This is a genomic window from Cyanobium sp. Cruz-8D1 (assembly GCF_024345975.1).
Taxonomy (GTDB): domain Bacteria; phylum Cyanobacteriota; class Cyanobacteriia; order PCC-6307; family Cyanobiaceae; genus Cyanobium.
Genome location: NZ_JAGQCD010000036.1, coordinates 14208 through 29300, shown reverse-complemented (window position 1 = coordinate 29300; position 15093 = coordinate 14208). Strand labels below are relative to the sequence as shown.

The following is a 15093-nucleotide window of genomic DNA, read 5'->3' as shown; positions in this document are numbered from 1 at the left end:
CCTCTGGCATCGCAGTGATGAAGGATCAAGAGATTATTGATCGCCTTATGCATGACTTGCTTCCAATTGCACACCCTGAATTCAGGAACGCGAAGGTAGTTGATTACGAGGTACGGCGTTATCCAGGCTCTGTGTCTCACTTCTCTCCCGGCAGTTTCAGGAAGCGCCCACCCTTGGAAACCTCTGTAGAGACGATCGTCTGCGCTGGTGACTGGGTGCGGATGGGCAACAAAGAGCATGGTGCCAAAGGCCTTTGTCAGGAAAGAGCCTATGTTTGTGGACTGGAAGCAGGAAACTCCCTGATCAGGCGCAAAATCGTCAAAGGGTCGAATCAATCGAAGACCATCCAACATTCGGTCGTCCCAATTCGTGCTGATGAACCACAGGTCGTTCTAGGCCGTGTTCTCAACAAAATCGTGATGGATCAAATCGATGCCTTTGGCCTGACACTCCCTTGGTTTGACTCATAGCCATCAAGTTATCATATAAACATAGCTGTGGCATGGATGTCTCTTAACGTTCGCTGGATTGATCGCATCATCACCCACTCCTCTGATTCCATGACCTCAAGTGCCAGGGCAACGTGTCCGGAGTCTTCATTCAGGATGTCAGGCGAAAGTGAAAACTGGTCCAGCACTCATTCCGGATGTCGCTTGATTGAACCAAAGGCCATGGTCATCATCCGAGGTGGCGACGATCGTGCCCTGCGGCCGGCTTCAGAGATGTGGTGCTTGCTTGGCCAAGGCAGGCTGGAGGCCCTGGAGCTCTCAGTAGTGATGGACATAGACGGCCCAGACTGAGGCAGCTGCTGGCTGCATGTTTTTGGTTGAGCCTTCACACACAGCACGGCAGCGCGATGGCCGACGAATCCGATTCATTCGGCATGGCTACAGCCTGCGGGCCTACCAACTGGGGATTGACCCTGGAAGTGTGGCGCTGAGCATGGGTCATTGGCTCGAGGTGCACCTGCGCAGCTCCAATGGGCCTCGGGCCAGGGGGCAGCGGCAGCGTTTGCCAAGGCCTTAGCGAATTAGCGAGGTACCGACAGGACCGATACACATCCGGCAGCAGCAAGGGCATCTCTTGAGCTGACACTTGATCCCCCCTACCTGATCAACCGATGCGGTTCTGCAGGAACAAACGGCTGCCCGTCGTGTCGGCCATCCGCCAGGGGACGTCAATGAACGCTTCTGCCGCAAATCCAACGCGCCGCTCACTGCTGGACGTTGGATTGACTCCAGGGAGGGCACGCACTCCCGCTGGGGAGCTGGGGGTGATGGCGCGCGCGACGGTCCACAGCACTTGCCGGCCCTGGTGGTGCCGTTCAAAGCGATAGCCGTAGGCCTCATGTCCGCTCCGCCAGGACATCACCCCCTGACCTAACAGGGCCGCCAGATCGGTGGTGGTGAGGACCAGGGCGTTATCGGCAGCCTCGGCAAGCCCACGAGCCCGCAACAGGGGATCCGCCGCTGGGGCCGCCGCCGCCTCCCGCATGGCCGCCACCAGCAGCGCAAGGTTGTTGCCTTGAGACCTCACGATCGCCATGGCGTCTGCTGCTGTCACTGCCGTCGCACTGCCATCATCCGCGGGCGGCTTCAGGCCTGGGAAGGTGCCCATGGGCTGCCCTGATTGGAGGTGTTCGTGGAGCCTCTCCCCGAGTTCGATGAAGGCGCCCGGCCAGGTGGTGAGGGTGGAGGAGACGCGGATCAGCTCGACCCCGAGAGCGCGGGCGCGGGCCTTGAGGCCGTTGCGGCTGATCCCCCATCGTTTCTCCAGATCCCGGATGGAGAGATCGGCGGGCGCCACGTCAGAGAGTGCTGTCATGGTGTCGCGGTGCTGGCTCGACAGCAGGATGACGTGGATTTGGGATGCTGTCGAGCTGTCGCGCTGCCATCACGACAGCAGGTGAGGGTGCGGGTACGGGTGGCCGGAGTGTTCTCCAGGGGCGGGGCAGCACTGCATCGGAAGAGAGTGCTGTCGGAATCGCCAATCCCCCGGCGACCCCGAGCAGAGATCAACTATCTGCTTGAAGCAGGGGGCGAGAGGTCCACACCTGCCGCAGTTCCGCCCCTGTCGACCCACCAGCACTCAGAGGAACCGCGCGGCAATTTGAACGCCACCTGTGAGCAGCGCCGTGACTGGACTGTCATCGAAGACTGTGCAATAAACTGTTGTATTCGGCAGTGACGTCGTCAAAGCCCAGTGTCCAGAAGTAATAGCCAAATGCTCCTCCTTTGCATTGCCTTTCCAGCTCTCTAGCGAAGAGCACATCGACCACCAGGAAATGTGGCCAATAGAGTGGCTCAAAGAGCTTGACACCTGCCGGTACTGAGGAGAAATCCATGCACACACGGCCCACCCCATGTCCAGGGTAGGAAAAGTAGGTCGAGGATCCCTTATTGGCAAAGTAAGGGGCAACATCGTCCGCCAACGCAGTATCAATCGCCCGTTCACTGAAGCAGGGTGGGGGATCAGTGATCCATGATGGTTGCGTACGGACCGACTTATCGGGCAAGAGGCAGTCAACCCTGGTTGCCACCTTCATGGCCCAATACGGCTCATGCTCGACATCTTGAGGATGCTTGGTCCGAATCGCCCTTGCCTCAAAGCTGCAGCCAGCGTGAAGATCGAAAAACGTCTTGAAGGAGTTTGATACGACAAAGAAGTCGCCTAAGTGATAGAAGTTCTGCATGCAGACACTGCTATGAGGAGGCTGCCCAAAGTGAAAGACAAGACCATCCAAGAAGGGCGGAAGCGTCGAACGGCGACATCGTTCACCTTGGCCGAGTAGTGCAACGTCAGGAGTGCCTCCAATGGCGCCTTCAAGCCTGTAGGGCGCTGGATGGCCGCATGGGGACATGAGGCTGAATGTGGTCATTCTCGAGAATAGATAGTCGTAGCATTGCAGTCTAGTCGTTGAAACAGTATCTGCCTCCAAAGATGCCGCCAGCAGTGTTCAGCGAGCCATCGCCAACTAGCCATGTTTTACGACATTTTTCGTAGTCTCAGCGAATCCAGCTGAATTGGAGTTGACTGTTTACTTCTTGTTCGCAACAACTCATGATGAATATGCTATCCGACTTTACTCAGACCATTGATCCGCATCCCATGTCACCAGGCGGGTCATAGGTGCCGTGCCAACCAATCAGCGTGCGTTCAAACGAATCCACAAAGTAGCGGGAGCCAGCAGGAATCTTGGCGACACCGCCGCCATAGGCAACCAGCATTGTGTTTATTGCCTTTCGCTCTTGGGCTTCATCCCATAAGTTGCTACTAGGGAGTAGTTTGGGATCTCTTGGCGGACACCAGCACTCATCCTGATCGAGGCAAGCCCGCTGCAGGACGCTTGCCAAAGCATGGTGTTGATGCCTTCTTGCAATATCAGCTGCACTCTCATTCTCATAAGTGAGTGTCCCGATTGCCGAGCCAAGGCGAATCAGCTCGCGACAGGCTGCCTCATGACCGAAGCGTGCGGCTTGATGCAAAAAGGTCCATCCTGAGAGGGGATTCAGGTGCCTGCTGCAACCACTCGCGAACCGTGTTTCTGACTGCCAGAGGGTCAGAACATGCGCCCAGTTTCCCTTTTTTGCCTCGGCGTAGGCACTCTCAACGGACTGTTGCTTCTTCTCCACGCCCAGCTAGTTCAACATGGCCATGAGGATTCTATGTGGTGCATTGTCAGTCTTTCTCGTTTGATTCATGCCTCACTTCTACAGGGCCGAATGAGGCCGCGACGTGACCTCTGCTGGCGCTGACGCTGGTGATGGACGATGGCCCCCTGCAGCCCCGTGGCCCGCGGCATCACATGGCCCAGCGCAGCGGCTTCTCCTGCTGCGGATCGGTATCGCCTTCTTCATCGAGCCACTCCACACCCCAGTGGGAGCCGATGAAGCGGCCCTCCACCGACGCGTCGCTGTCGCCCTTGGCTCGAGATGAGGTCGCGCCTGAGCTGGCCAGAACCAGAGGACTTCTGCTAGTACAGGCGTTCTCCGTGCTGGTATTGCCGTGGCTGCTTCCCCACCCCGCTCCCGAGGCACCCGGCCGGTGTCCAGCCCAGCGGCGGACGATGGTGGCTACGAGCAGTGGCCCTACCTCGATGAAGAGGTGTTGGTGGCCAGCCGCAGCCACAAGGTCTGCATGAGCTGCCCCTTCTTCCGCCACCACGCCGGGGCGAACTGCATCCCTGTGCTCACCTGCCAGCTGCACCAGGGCCTGCTGGCCCATGGGGAGCACCTCACTCGCCGCTGCCAGGGTGGGACCGAAGACATGACGCGCCAGCGAGGCTGGTGCCCGGAGGTGGCATGAGCAGCAGGCGTGCGGTGGTGGGTGTGATGGGTGCTGGAGAGGGCGCTTCCGCTGAGGCGGTGGCCCTGGCCGAGCAACTGGGGGAGTGCATCAGCGCCAAGGGATGGGTGCTGCTCACCGGTGGCCGCCCGGCGGGGGTGATGGCGGCAGCCAGCCGCGGCGCGGCGCGGGTGGAGGGACACCTGGTGGTGGGGGTGTTGCCTGATGAAGGGAGCGGAGAGGAGAGGCAAAGCACGGCGGAGCTGGATCTGGCCCTGTTCACCGGCATGGGCAAGGCCCGCAACGTGATCAACGTGCTCAGCGCCGATGTGGTGGTGATCTGCGGGGGCGGCGGCCCAGGCACAGCATCAGAAGCCGCCCATGCGCTCAACGGGGGCAGGCCGCTGATCCTGCTGGCGGTGCCGCCGCTGTGGCGGGACTTCTTCTGTTCGCTCGGCATGGGGGTGGAGAGCGCCAGTGATGCGGAGGCGTGCTGCCGATTGATCGAGGCTCGTCTCATCGAGGCATGAGCAAGCCATCACCCCGTGTCCCTCTGACAGCGAAAGAAGGTTGGTGGAGCGACGGCCATCAGGTGCTGCGCTTTCGCCCGACCCGCTGGGAGCGCTTGGTGCAGCGGCTGGAGATCACCACCGGCGAGTGGCTCCCCGATCAGGAGATCTCGTTGCTGCAATCGCCCCGGGGAACAGTCCCGGGATCCTGAGCCTCTGAAGCTTCAGCACTGGGGTGACGCTCCAGAAAGGCCTGGATCATCCCTTCCATCCCCTGTTGGGTGCGGCCATGGGGCCTCAGCCCTTGCTCGGCCCACACGCGATCGAGCTTCAGGCGCAGTTCTTCTGAAATCCAGCACGAGAGCATCACCTTGCCCACACGGCTGGACGTGCATCGCTGCTGGGCGGGGGTCATCGCCATGGTTGTGCACTTGTACACAAGCATGGCACTGGAGCCCTCCACGGGGCCTTGCCCTTGGTGGGTCAGAATGAGAACCGTTCTCGGCCATGTTTTTAGGCTGGGCGGCTGTTCACCCACACCTCATGCCCCAGATCCCTGTCACCGTGCTCACCGGCTTCCTCGGCGCCGGCAAGACCACCCTGCTGAACCACATCCTCAGTAACCAACAGGGACTGCGCACCGCCGTGCTGGTGAACGAGTTCGGCGAGATCGGCATCGACAACGAACTGGTGGTGGCCACCAGCGACGCCATGGTGGAACTGAGCAACGGCTGCATCTGCTGCTCGATCAATGGGGAGCTGCAGGAGGCGGTGCATCGGGTGCTGGAGCGCCCCGATCCGATCGACTTCATCGTGGTGGAAACCACTGGCCTGGCCGATCCCCTGCCCGTGGCCATGACCTTCATGGCCGGCGACTTCCGTGACCTGCTGCGCCTGGATTCGATCATCACCTTGATCGATGCCGAACACTTCAACGCCACCGCTCTGGACAGCCCGATCGCCCGGGCCCAGGTTGTGTACGGCGACATCCTGCTGCTCAACAAGTGCGATCTGGTGGCCGAGGAGCGGCTGGCCGCGGTGGAGACCAGCCTGCGGGAGATCAAGACCGACGCCCGCATCCTGCGCGCCAGCCATGGTGAGGTCCCCCTCGCCATGCTGCTGAGCGTGGGGCTGTTCGAAACCGATCGCCTGGCGGCGCTGCAGGCCGCCGAGGGCGCCCGCGAGGACGACCACGAGCATCACCACGCTCCTGACCATCCCCATCACGAGCCTCACGGTTCCCACCACGATCACGATCACGCCCATCAGCATCACCACGCCCATACGCCGGAGTTGGAGGGTTTCAGCTCCGTATCCCTGGCGGTGGACGCGCCGTTTGATCTGCGCCGCTTCCAGAACTTCCTCGACAACCAGCTCCCCGACACGGTGTTCCGGGCCAAAGGGGTGCTCTGGTTCCGCGAGAGCGAGCGCCGGCACCTGTTTCACCTCTGCGGCAAGCGCTTCACCATCGATGATTCCGATTGGCCAGCCGGCACGCCGCGCCACACCAGGGTGGTGGCGATCGGCAAAGGACTCGATCAGCCCACCCTCAAGCAGCAGCTCAAGGCCTGCGTGGTGGCGCCATGAGCCAGATCCTGCTCATTTCCGGCCCGCCGGGTTGTGGCAAGACCAGCTGGATCCTGAGCCAGCTGCAAGTCCATAAGGGCCCCTGCGGTTACCTGCGTCTGGCGGGTTTCCCGGCTGAGGGCTGCCCGCAGGCCCTCGATGGCGGCATCGATCTGGCCGTGCTGGCGGATCACTGCCCGGGTCTGCGCGATCTCGCCGATCCGGCCCAGGCCCTGGCGCCCCCTACCGGCGATCTGCTGGCCCTGATTGAACTGCCCCAGTTCCAGCCGCCTGCCGATGCCGACAGCTGCGGGATCGATGCAAGGCTGCGTCCCCAGCTGGAAGCCCTGCAACTCCTGCCGCAGCGCCATCTGCACTTCGGCCGTGACGCGGAACTTCCCCCGCAAGACACCTTGCAGTTCAACGCCCTCGAAGCCTGGAGCCTGGACCTGACCCGAAGCGTCTGGGATCCCCCCAGCCTCAACAGCTTCTGGTTTGAGCTGGTGAATGGGGCCTACGGCGAGGTGTATCGCGCCAAGGCGCTGATGAACCTGCCCGATGGCCGCAGCTTCTTCTTCAACTGGATCGTCAGCCAGGAGGGGACCCAGTTCCAGCCGCTGGAGCGTGTCGCTCCGCCCGAGGGCCGCCCGCAACGCCTGTCGCGGCTGGTGGTGCAGGGCAAACACCTGGATGCGGCTGGCATCGAGGCCACGATCGCCGACTGCCTGCTCAGCGATGCGGTGCTGGAGCTGCAGCAGGCCCCACAACGCCCCTCCGGCGCTCCGCTCCCCGCCACCCGCTGACTGTCGCCATCTCCAACCACCGCCCCATGGCCCACGCCGTTATCTCCTGCCTGCACGCCAACCTCGCCGCCACCGAAGCGGTGCTCAGCGACATCGATCAGCTCGGCATCGACACGATCACCTGTCTCGGCGATCTGGTGGGCTACGGCCCCCAGCCCAATGAGGTGGTGGAGTTGATCCGCGCGCGCCAGATCCCCAGCTGCCAGGGCTGTTGGGATGAAGACATCATCGAAGGCCTCAATTCCTGCGAATGCAGCTACCCCTCGCAGCTGGCTGAGCGGCGCGGGCAACAGGCCCATCACTGGACAGCGGCCCAGCTCAGCGAGGAGAACAAGGCCTTCCTCGCCAGCCTGCCGTTGTCGTTGCGGCGCGATCGCCTGCTGTTCGTGCACGGCAGCCCCAACAGCCAGCACGAATACCTCCTGCCCGACATGAATGCCTTCGCTGCCCTTGAGCGGGTGGAGGCGGCGCAGGCCGACACGCTCTTCTGCGGTCACACCCATCGGCCCTATGTGCGTGAACTGCGCGAGGGGGTGATCAAGATGCGATTGCGCCGAGCCGTTGCGAACCCTGGGCCCGACATCGAACGCGAGGTGGATCTTCCCGTTCGTCGCATCGTCAACGCCGGCTCGGTGGGGGAACCGCGGCACGGCGGCACCAGCGCCACCTACGTGATCCACCACGAGCAGGACGACAGCGTGGAGATCCGCGAGGTTCCCTACGACGTGGAACGCACCTGCCAGGCGATCGTGGCCGCAGGGCTGCCGCCGCTGTTCGCCTGGCGGCTCCGCCACGGATTCGAGTACGCGGAGCGGGCCGACGACGCCAGCCACGTGTGTGAGCGCTGATGGCGATGTGGGCACTGCTGAGCGGCTTGCGCGGTGATCTGACGGTCTATGCGGCGGTGCAGGCCGAGCTGCGCCGCCAGCGGGTCGACACGTTGTTTGTGCTCGGCGATCTGATCGGCCCTGAGCGCGAGGCGAACGCCCTGCTGGAGCGTCTGCAGCAGCCGCGCCGGGGAGACCTCCAACCGCACTGCCTCTACGGCTGGTGGGAAGAGCAGCTGCTGGCCGAGCGGGGCTTTCGCGGTGAGCGCCGGGCCGATGCCCTGCGCCAGAGAGGCGGGGAAGCGGCCGTGGCAGCCCTGCTGCAGGCGGTGGATCCCGGCCACATGGCCTGGCTGGCGTCGTTGCAGTTCGGTTTCGTGGAGCTCGATTGCGCCCTGCTGCATGGCAGTTCGGCCGATGTGGGCGACAGCCTCACCGCCGACACAGCCCCACTGCAGCTGCTGGATCGTCTCACCCGCATGGAGGCGAATCGCCTGTTCACGGCCCGCAGCGGCGAGCAGTTCTGCGTGGAGTTGTGCGGCGGCGGCATCGAATCACGCCTGCGTGATCTCGAAGGAGAACGGCAGCAGCACCAGAGCGTGCCCAGCCGCAAGGTGATCGGGGTGGGCAGCGGGCTGCACTACACCCTCTACGACCCGGGCAGCGACCATATCGCGTTCCGACGGGCCGGCTGTCCGATCCACGCCACTGGCAGGGGGTTCGCATGAACACGGGCTTCGGAGGTGTGGCGGAAACGCTGTCTCTGGATTTAGGTGGTCGCCGGCTTCAGGTGGTGCTGGAGCGCCGGGGCCCGGCGACGGGGGCGCCCACCTGGCTGCTGTTGCCAGCGCTGAGCACCGTGTCGAGCCGCAGCGAGTGGCAACCGCTGGCGACGGCGGTGGCGGATCGCTGCCAGCTGGTGAGCTTCGACTGGCCGGGCTTCGGTGACAGTGACCGCCCGTGCCTTGACTACGACGCGGACCTGTTGCGCTCGGCTCTGCGCTCCATCCTCAGCTACCTGTACGCCCAGAACCGCACACGCTTCACCGTGGTGGCCGCTGGGCACAGTGCCTCCATCGCCTTGGCCCTTGCCACCGAATGGTCAGGGCAGTGGCGGCGTCTGGTAGCCGTGGCACCCACCTGGCGGGGCCCATTGCCCACCATGACGGGCTGGTCACCGCAGCGCTTCGGCTGGTTGCGACAGCTGGTGGGCGCGCCGCTGGTCGGCCCGGCGCTCTACCGGCTCAACACCAGCCGGGCGGTGCTGGGGCTGATGCTGCGGCGCCACGTGTGGGTCGAGCGGTCGCTGTTGACGCCGGAGCGCCTTCTGGAGCAACAGCAGCTGGCCCGCCGCCGCGGCGCCCGCTTCGCCAGTGCGGCCTTCGTGAGCGGGGGGCTCGATCCCGCCGAAGACGGGGGCTGGTGGCTGGAGCAAGCGCAACGGCTGCAGTGCCCGTTGCATGTGGTGCTGGCAGGCGAAGCGCCGCCACGCTCCAGTGAGGAGATGGGGCGGCTGGCACAGAGCGCCGATCACGTCACGATCATTCCCGGGCGGCTTGGGCTGCACCAGGAGTTCGGGTCCCTGCTGGCACAGCAGATGCTGCAGACCAGTAACGCACCTGGCTGACCAGCAGGGCCAGCACGAAGCCGGCGAACTGCACGATCACCACGCAGGGCCCCGAGGGCAGGTTGGTGAGCCCCGAGACCAGCAGTCCCAGCAGGGCACATCCCCCGCCCAGGGTGCCTGAAATCAGCATGTAAACAGGGAAGCGGCGGCTCAGCAGCCGGCCGGCACAGGCCGGAATCACCACAAAGGCGCTGATCAGGAGCACCCCCACCGCCTTGATCGAGACGGCCACCACCACCGCCAGCAAGATGATGAAGGCCAGGCGATGCCAGTTGGCACGGACGCCAAAGGCCCCGGCCAGGTCGTCGTTGAGCGTGAGCAGCACTTGGGCCCGCAGGCTCAGGGCCAGATAAACCAGCGCACCCAGGAGCAGCACCGCGATCACCACCAGGTCCGGCCAAGCAATGCCGAGGATGTCGCCGAACAGCAGCTGCTGGATGCCACCCCGGTAGGTCTCCACCAAGCTGAGAGCCACCACAGCAAACGCCAGGGAGGTGGAATACACGATGTTGAGCAGGGCATCGGCCGGTAGGCGGCTGCGTTGCACCAGCTGGTTGATCAGCAACGCAAAGATCACCGCAAACGGGATCAGCACCAGGGTGGGGTTGATCCCCAGCAGCAGGCCCAGGGTGATGCCCAACAGGGCGGAGTGCCCAAGGGCATCACTGAAAAAGGAGAGCTGACGCAGCACCGCAAAGCTGCCCAACAGCCCCCCAAGACTGCCGGTCAGCAGCCCGCCGATCAAGGCACGCTGCATGAACGGTTGGGCCAGAAGCCTGGCCAGAGCAGCGCCGTCAACCACGACGCACACCACTGTTGTGCTCGTGCCGGTAGGGCACCACATTGGGCCCATACAGCTCCGCCAGACGCGCCGGGCTGAGGGCGTGATCGGGTGCCCCACTGCAGCGCAGGCGGCGATTCAGGCAGAGCACCTGATCACACGTGCGCCGCACCATCTCCAGATCGTGCGACACCTGCAGCACGGTCCAGCCCTCCTGGCGGCGGAGCTCCAGCAACAGCTGGTGAAACTGCTCGCTGGATGGGGCATCGAGGCCCGCCTGGGCCTCATCGAGCACCAGCAACTGCCGGGGCCGCACCACGCAGAACGCCAGCAGCACCCGCTTGAGCTGTCCGCCGGAGAGCTCGCTCAGCAGCCGTTCGCCCAGATCTCGGCAACCGGTGCGCTCCAGGGCGCGCTGCACCGCCCCATGGCGGCGTTGGCCGCCGGCCCAGGGCAGGCGCAGGCCTGGTGGATCGAACCCGAAGCCAACGAATTCCGCCACGCTGAGGGGGAAACGGCCCTGCAGGGACAGGGTCTGGGGCAGGTAGGCGATCTGGGTGCGAACCGAACGGGGCAGCTGACCTGCAGGACCGAGGGCGTGGCCCATGAGGAGCACCGTGCCCGCTTGCCGCGGCAGCAAACCGAGAAGTGCTGCCACCAGGGTGCTCTTCCCCGCTCCATTGGGCCCCACCAGGGCCGTGTCTGTTTCCCTTGCCAGCTGAAAGCTCACCGCATCCACGGCCAGCAGCCCATCGCGCTGCACGGTCAATCCCTGCACCGCCAGCACCGGAGTGGCCGTGGAGCTGCTCATTCGCCGAAGGCCTGGCGAAGGTCCGCCACATTGCGGCGCATCACGCTGAGGTAGGTGCCCGGATCGCGGGAGGCCTGCTCGCTGGCGGTCTCCATCGGGTCGAACACGCTGATCGTCACGCCCAGATCCTTGGCCAAGGCATTGAAGGAGCGGTTCCCCTCCTGGGGTTCAGTGAGCAGCGCCCGCAGCTGGGTGCGCTCCACGATCTCGCTCACCCGCTGCAGGTCGGCGGGGGAGGGATTGATCTCGGGCACGTCCACCAAGAACTCCGCCTTGAGGCCGAAGCGCTCAGCGAAGTAGGGAGCGAAGTCGTGGAAGGCCACGAAGGTCTTGCCCCGGAAGGGCCTGAGCTGGTCGGCGATCTCGGTGTTGAGCGCCCTGAGCTGGGTGGTGTAGGCCTCCGCATTGCGGCGATAGCCCTCGGCGCAGCTGGGATCGGCCTTCACCAGACCGTCGCGGATGTTCTCCACCTGCTGCACCGCACGTAGCGGATCCAGCCAGATGTGGGGATTCACCTCGCCGTGGGCGTGGCCGTGGCCCTGCTCCTGGCCGTGCTCAGGCTCAGCGTGACCTGGCTCCTCTGGGGAGTCGATCGTGGCGATACCGCGGCTGGAGTCGATCACCACCAGCTGGCTGTTGCCGGACGAGCTCACAAGCTTGTCGAGGAAGGCCTCCATCCCCAGCCCGTTCTTCACCAGCACCCGGGCTTCCCTCAGGCCGGCCAGATCGCCCGGCTTGGACTGGAAGTCGTGGGGGCCGGTGTTGGGCGGAATCAAGGCTGTGACGTCTGCGCAGTCCCCGGCCACCGCCCTGGTGAACAGGGTGATTGGCAGGAAGGTGGTCATCACCTTGAAGCCCTTGCCACCGGAGCTGGAGTCGTTGGTCTGCCGCGGGGCTCCGCAGCCCACCAGGACGAGAGCCAGTGCCAATAGACCCGTGCGTTGCAGGCAGGCGAACAAAAAGCTCATCAGGATTCAGGCAACACGAGTGGATGGCCCATCAGGGAAAGCAGGGCGGCGACCCTCACGGCAGAAGCTACTACAATGAGAATCGTTCTCATTGTAGCGGAGGCTGTTTCGTCTTTTTGAGCCCGTCACGCCAGGAGAAGCCGCAGGCGGCGAGGCCCGTTCCGCCAGCTCCGCTGCTGCGAGGGACTCGATCAGGGCCAGCCTGCTCGCCTCAGGCCGTTTGCTCGGCTTGCTCCAACAGGACCCCCTTCAGGCCCTGGCCGCGTTGCAGGCCCCGTCCCGGCCGGCCGAACGGTCGCAGCCGCAGCTGAACGAGGCGTCCATCGCCGAGCTCCAGAAGCGCCGCCTCCAGGCGCGTCAGGACGGCGACTTTCAGTTGGCCGACCGGTTGCGGCATCAGCTGATCGAGGCGGGGGTGACGGTCGCAGACGTCAGGGCCTGCCGTCCCATCGCTCCGCCAAGCCCTGCTCGACCCTCCCATCACCGTGGCTGAAACCGTGACGCGTCTCCTGCTGCTGCTGATCCGCGGCTACCAGATCCTGATCAGCCCATTGCTGGGGCCCAACTGTCGCTTCACTCCCAGCTGCTCCCAATACGCCATGGAGGCGATTCAGATCCACGGATTGATCCGAGGCAGCTGGCTGTCGCTCTGCCGGCTAGGTCGCTGTCATCCACTTCACCCGGGTGGCTACGACCCCGTTCCACCCCCTATGCAGAAAGAGACAAGCCAGCCATGACCGCCTCTGATCCGCAACGGCGCTTGGTGCAGTTCAAGGCGTTCATGGGCGTTGAAGCGGCTGTTCAACCAAACCCGGCCCCACCGGAACGCCGCTGACGTTCCCGGCTTGGCACCTCCACCGGCCACAGCCACCAGCGGCCTTGATCGCCACCGGCCGCCAGATGACGACCATCAGGCCGCCAGGCCAGCGCCTGGAAACCTTGCCCCTCCCCTTCCAGCGGTTGCCGCAGCCGGCCACGGCTATCCCAGAGGCCCACGGTGCCGTCGGCGGAGGCGCTGGCCAGCAGGTTGCTATCGGGCGCAAAGGCAAGAGCATGAACGCGCTGCTGATGCCAGAGGAGGGGCTCGGGCTGCCAGCCCTGCTGGCTCTGATTGCGCTGTTGCCACAGCACCACGGTGTCGCCTGAGGCCACCGCCAAGCCGGGTGCCAGTCGACCAGGCTGATCGCTCCAGGCCAGGGCTCGCACCTTGGCAGGAAAGCCACTGAACTGCCACGGCCGCCCCTGACCCGCCTCGGGCCAGAGCAGCAGGGATCGATCCATCTGGCCACAGGCCAGCAGGTCACCAATCGGCGAGAAGCTCAGCACCAGACCAGCTGAGCCGGTGGGAGCCCTCAGGGGCATCGCTGCAGGGGCAGCCTCGGGCTGCCAGAGGGCCAGTTCACCATGGCAGCTGGCCGCCAGCCGCCTGCCGTCGCAACTCCAAGCGAGGGCATGAACCGTGCCCGGCATGTCCAGGCACTCAGGGCGCCACGCGCGGACAGCCCCATCCCAGAGACGCACCTGGCGGCCCGCTGCCACCGCCAACAGCAAGCCCCGGGGCTGCCAGGCCGCCGCATCAAGCCAACCGGCATCCAATGGAATCGGATCAAGGGCCATGGGCCGGACACCGGTTTCGCCCAGCTCCCAGAGCAGCAGCTCACTGGCCTGGCCCACCGCCATCAGAAACTGTCCATCAGCGCTGAAGCCAATGGCATTGAGGCTGCTGTCGCGATCACTGCGCAGCAGCTCCTCACAACCGGCCCGGAAATCAAGCAGCAGAAGTTCACCGCCAGCACTGGCGATCGCCAGAAACTCGCCATCCGCCGACCAGCTCAGGGTCGTGATCCCCTGCTGCAGTTGCCCGCAAAGCCGTTCGCTCACCAGAGGAGCCGTCGCTGTCATCGTGCGGGACCCATCAGGCCACACAGGCGCTGAAGCCGTCCCGTAGTCCTTCTGGATCGAGATCCCGGCCGATGATCACAAACTGGGTGCAGCGCCGCTCTGCGGGTTTCCAGGGGCGATCGAAATCACCGTCCAGCAGCATGTGCACCGACTGGAACACGTAGCGATTGTCCTCTCCTTTGAGCTGGATGATTCCCTTCATCCGAAACAGATCAGGCCCCCGCTTGGCCACCAGATCCGAGAGCCAGCGCCCCAGCCTGTCGAGATCCATGGGCCGCTCCTCCACCAACGCCAGGGAGCCCACGGCATCGTCGTGCTCGTGGGCGTGCTCCTCAAGCAGGAAACCCGGATCGAGGCTGAGGGCACGCTCCAGCTCGAACGCATCCACTCCGAGGATCTGATCCATCGGAGCATCGGCATTGTGGGTGGTGAGCAGCCGCGCCATGGGGTTGATGGCCCGGATTCGCCGCTCGATGGCCAGCCGCTCGCTCTCGTCCACCAGGTCGGCCTTGTTGAGCAGCAGCACATCGGCGAAGGCCAGCTGCTCCTGTACTTCCTCGGCCTCCCAGTGCAGGAGCACATGCTTGAGATCCACCAGGGTGACCACCGCATCGAGCTTCAGCTCATCGCGCAGGTCATCATCGACAAAGAACGTCTGAATCACGGGTGCTGGGTCAGCGAGACCGGTGGTTTCGATCACGAGATGATCAAAGCGATCCCGGCGCTTCATCAGGTTCCCGATGATGCGGATCAGATCACCACGAACCGTGCAGCAGATGCAGCCGTTGTTCATCTCGAAGATCTCCTCGTCGGCATCCACCACCAGCTGGTTGTCGATGCCCACTTCGCCAAACTCATTGACGATCACGGCCACCTTCAAGCCATGTTCGTGGGTGAGGATCCTGTTGAGCAGGGTGGTTTTGCCGGCACCCAGATAGCCGGTGAGCACCGTCACCGGCAGGCGATCAGCGGCTGGAATGGCACTGGTGAACGCCATGGCAAGGGGGAGAGGCCA

18 protein-coding genes and 1 pseudogene are annotated in these 15093 nt (G+C 64.2%); 10 read left to right on the top strand and 9 right to left on the bottom strand.

The annotated features are described in order from the left end of the window. Window positions 1–470, top strand: a pseudogene (locus tag KBZ33_RS16900) (zeta-carotene desaturase); the annotation flags it as partial. A gap of 643 nt (window positions 471–1113) precedes the next feature. Here KBZ33_RS16900 and KBZ33_RS16895 read toward each other — a convergent pair. The 3 genes from KBZ33_RS16895 to KBZ33_RS16885 form a co-directional block, all read right to left on the bottom strand. Continuing rightward, on the bottom strand, window positions 1114–1824 hold the full coding sequence (locus tag KBZ33_RS16895; protein WP_254954511.1) for a hypothetical protein: 711 nt from the start codon (window positions 1822–1824) through the stop codon (window positions 1114–1116). Window positions 1825–2146: 322 nt separating this feature from the next. Continuing rightward, entirely contained in the window at window positions 2147–2692 is a 546-nt protein-coding gene (locus KBZ33_RS16890) for a hypothetical protein (protein WP_254954512.1), read from the bottom strand. 394 nt (window positions 2693–3086) lie between these two features. Beyond that, window positions 3087–3632, bottom strand: a complete 546-nt coding sequence (locus tag KBZ33_RS16885) for a hypothetical protein (RefSeq protein WP_254954513.1) — start codon at window positions 3630–3632, stop codon at window positions 3087–3089. A gap of 373 nt (window positions 3633–4005) precedes the next feature. On the opposite strand from KBZ33_RS16885, the gene KBZ33_RS16880 reads away from it, so the two are divergent. The 8 genes from KBZ33_RS16880 (at window position 4006) to KBZ33_RS16845 (ending at window position 9616) form a co-directional block, all read left to right on the top strand. Then, complete coding sequence (locus tag KBZ33_RS16880) at window positions 4006–4305, top strand: galactose oxidase (protein WP_254954514.1); 300 nt, start codon at window positions 4006–4008, stop codon at window positions 4303–4305. Further along, entirely contained in the window at window positions 4302–4814 is a 513-nt protein-coding gene (locus tag KBZ33_RS16875) for a hypothetical protein (RefSeq protein WP_254954515.1), read from the top strand. Before KBZ33_RS16880 ends, KBZ33_RS16875 begins: the two co-directional genes overlap by 4 nt. A gap of 62 nt (window positions 4815–4876) precedes the next feature. Beyond that, window positions 4877–5005, top strand: a complete 129-nt coding sequence (locus KBZ33_RS16870) for a hypothetical protein (RefSeq protein WP_255011861.1) — start codon at window positions 4877–4879, stop codon at window positions 5003–5005. A 331-nt stretch (window positions 5006–5336) separates the two neighbouring features. After that, window positions 5337–6380, top strand: coding sequence for a GTP-binding protein (locus tag KBZ33_RS16865; RefSeq protein ID WP_254954517.1), 1044 nt, complete (start codon window positions 5337–5339; stop codon window positions 6378–6380). Then, window positions 6377–7162 (top strand): GTP-binding protein, encoded by a 786-nt coding sequence (locus tag KBZ33_RS16860; RefSeq protein WP_254954518.1) that lies wholly within the window; start codon window positions 6377–6379, stop codon window positions 7160–7162. Before KBZ33_RS16865 ends, KBZ33_RS16860 begins: the two co-directional genes overlap by 4 nt. Before the next feature lie 26 nt (window positions 7163–7188). Further along, on the top strand, window positions 7189–8010 hold the full coding sequence (locus tag KBZ33_RS16855; RefSeq protein WP_254954519.1) for a metallophosphoesterase: 822 nt from the start codon (window positions 7189–7191) through the stop codon (window positions 8008–8010). Beyond that, window positions 8010–8717, top strand: a complete 708-nt coding sequence (locus KBZ33_RS16850; RefSeq protein ID WP_254954520.1) for a phosphoesterase — start codon at window positions 8010–8012, stop codon at window positions 8715–8717. Before KBZ33_RS16855 ends, KBZ33_RS16850 begins: the two co-directional genes overlap by 1 nt. Beyond that, complete coding sequence (locus tag KBZ33_RS16845; protein WP_254954521.1) at window positions 8714–9616, top strand: alpha/beta fold hydrolase; 903 nt, start codon at window positions 8714–8716, stop codon at window positions 9614–9616. The genes KBZ33_RS16850 and KBZ33_RS16845 overlap by 4 nt, the downstream gene beginning before the upstream one ends. Here the strand turns inward: KBZ33_RS16845 and KBZ33_RS16840 are convergent. From KBZ33_RS16840 to KBZ33_RS16825, 4 genes are all read right to left on the bottom strand, one after another. Beyond that, window positions 9531–10373, bottom strand: a complete 843-nt coding sequence (locus KBZ33_RS16840; protein WP_254954522.1) for a metal ABC transporter permease — start codon at window positions 10371–10373, stop codon at window positions 9531–9533. The two genes, KBZ33_RS16845 and KBZ33_RS16840, sit on opposite strands and share 86 nt — an antisense overlap. Window positions 10374–10410: 37 nt before the next feature. Next, on the bottom strand, window positions 10411–11208 hold the full coding sequence (locus KBZ33_RS16835) for a metal ABC transporter ATP-binding protein (protein WP_254954523.1): 798 nt from the start codon (window positions 11206–11208) through the stop codon (window positions 10411–10413). Further along, window positions 11205–12176 carry a metal ABC transporter substrate-binding protein gene (locus tag KBZ33_RS16830; RefSeq protein ID WP_254954524.1) on the bottom strand — a complete coding sequence of 324 codons (972 nt, stop codon included), beginning with the start codon at window positions 12174–12176 and terminating at the stop codon, window positions 11205–11207. Before KBZ33_RS16830 ends, KBZ33_RS16835 begins: the two co-directional genes overlap by 4 nt. A gap of 211 nt (window positions 12177–12387) precedes the next feature. Continuing rightward, window positions 12388–12573, bottom strand: a complete 186-nt coding sequence (locus KBZ33_RS16825) for a hypothetical protein (RefSeq protein ID WP_254954525.1) — start codon at window positions 12571–12573, stop codon at window positions 12388–12390. Between the two features lie 100 nt (window positions 12574–12673). Here KBZ33_RS16825 and yidD point away from each other — a divergent pair, with 100 nt between their 5' ends. Beyond that, entirely contained in the window at window positions 12674–12913 is a 240-nt protein-coding gene (gene yidD / locus KBZ33_RS16820) for a membrane protein insertion efficiency factor YidD (RefSeq protein ID WP_254954526.1), read from the top strand. Window positions 12914–12977: 64 nt separating this feature from the next. Here the strand turns inward: yidD and KBZ33_RS21650 are convergent, their stop codons facing one another. Next, window positions 12978–14057, bottom strand: a complete 1080-nt coding sequence (locus tag KBZ33_RS21650) for a WD40 repeat domain-containing protein (protein WP_255011860.1) — start codon at window positions 14055–14057, stop codon at window positions 12978–12980. A gap of 34 nt (window positions 14058–14091) precedes the next feature. Beyond that, on the bottom strand, window positions 14092–15075 hold the full coding sequence (locus KBZ33_RS16810) for a GTP-binding protein (RefSeq protein WP_254954528.1): 984 nt from the start codon (window positions 15073–15075) through the stop codon (window positions 14092–14094). Window positions 15076–15093: the final 18 nt, after the last annotated feature.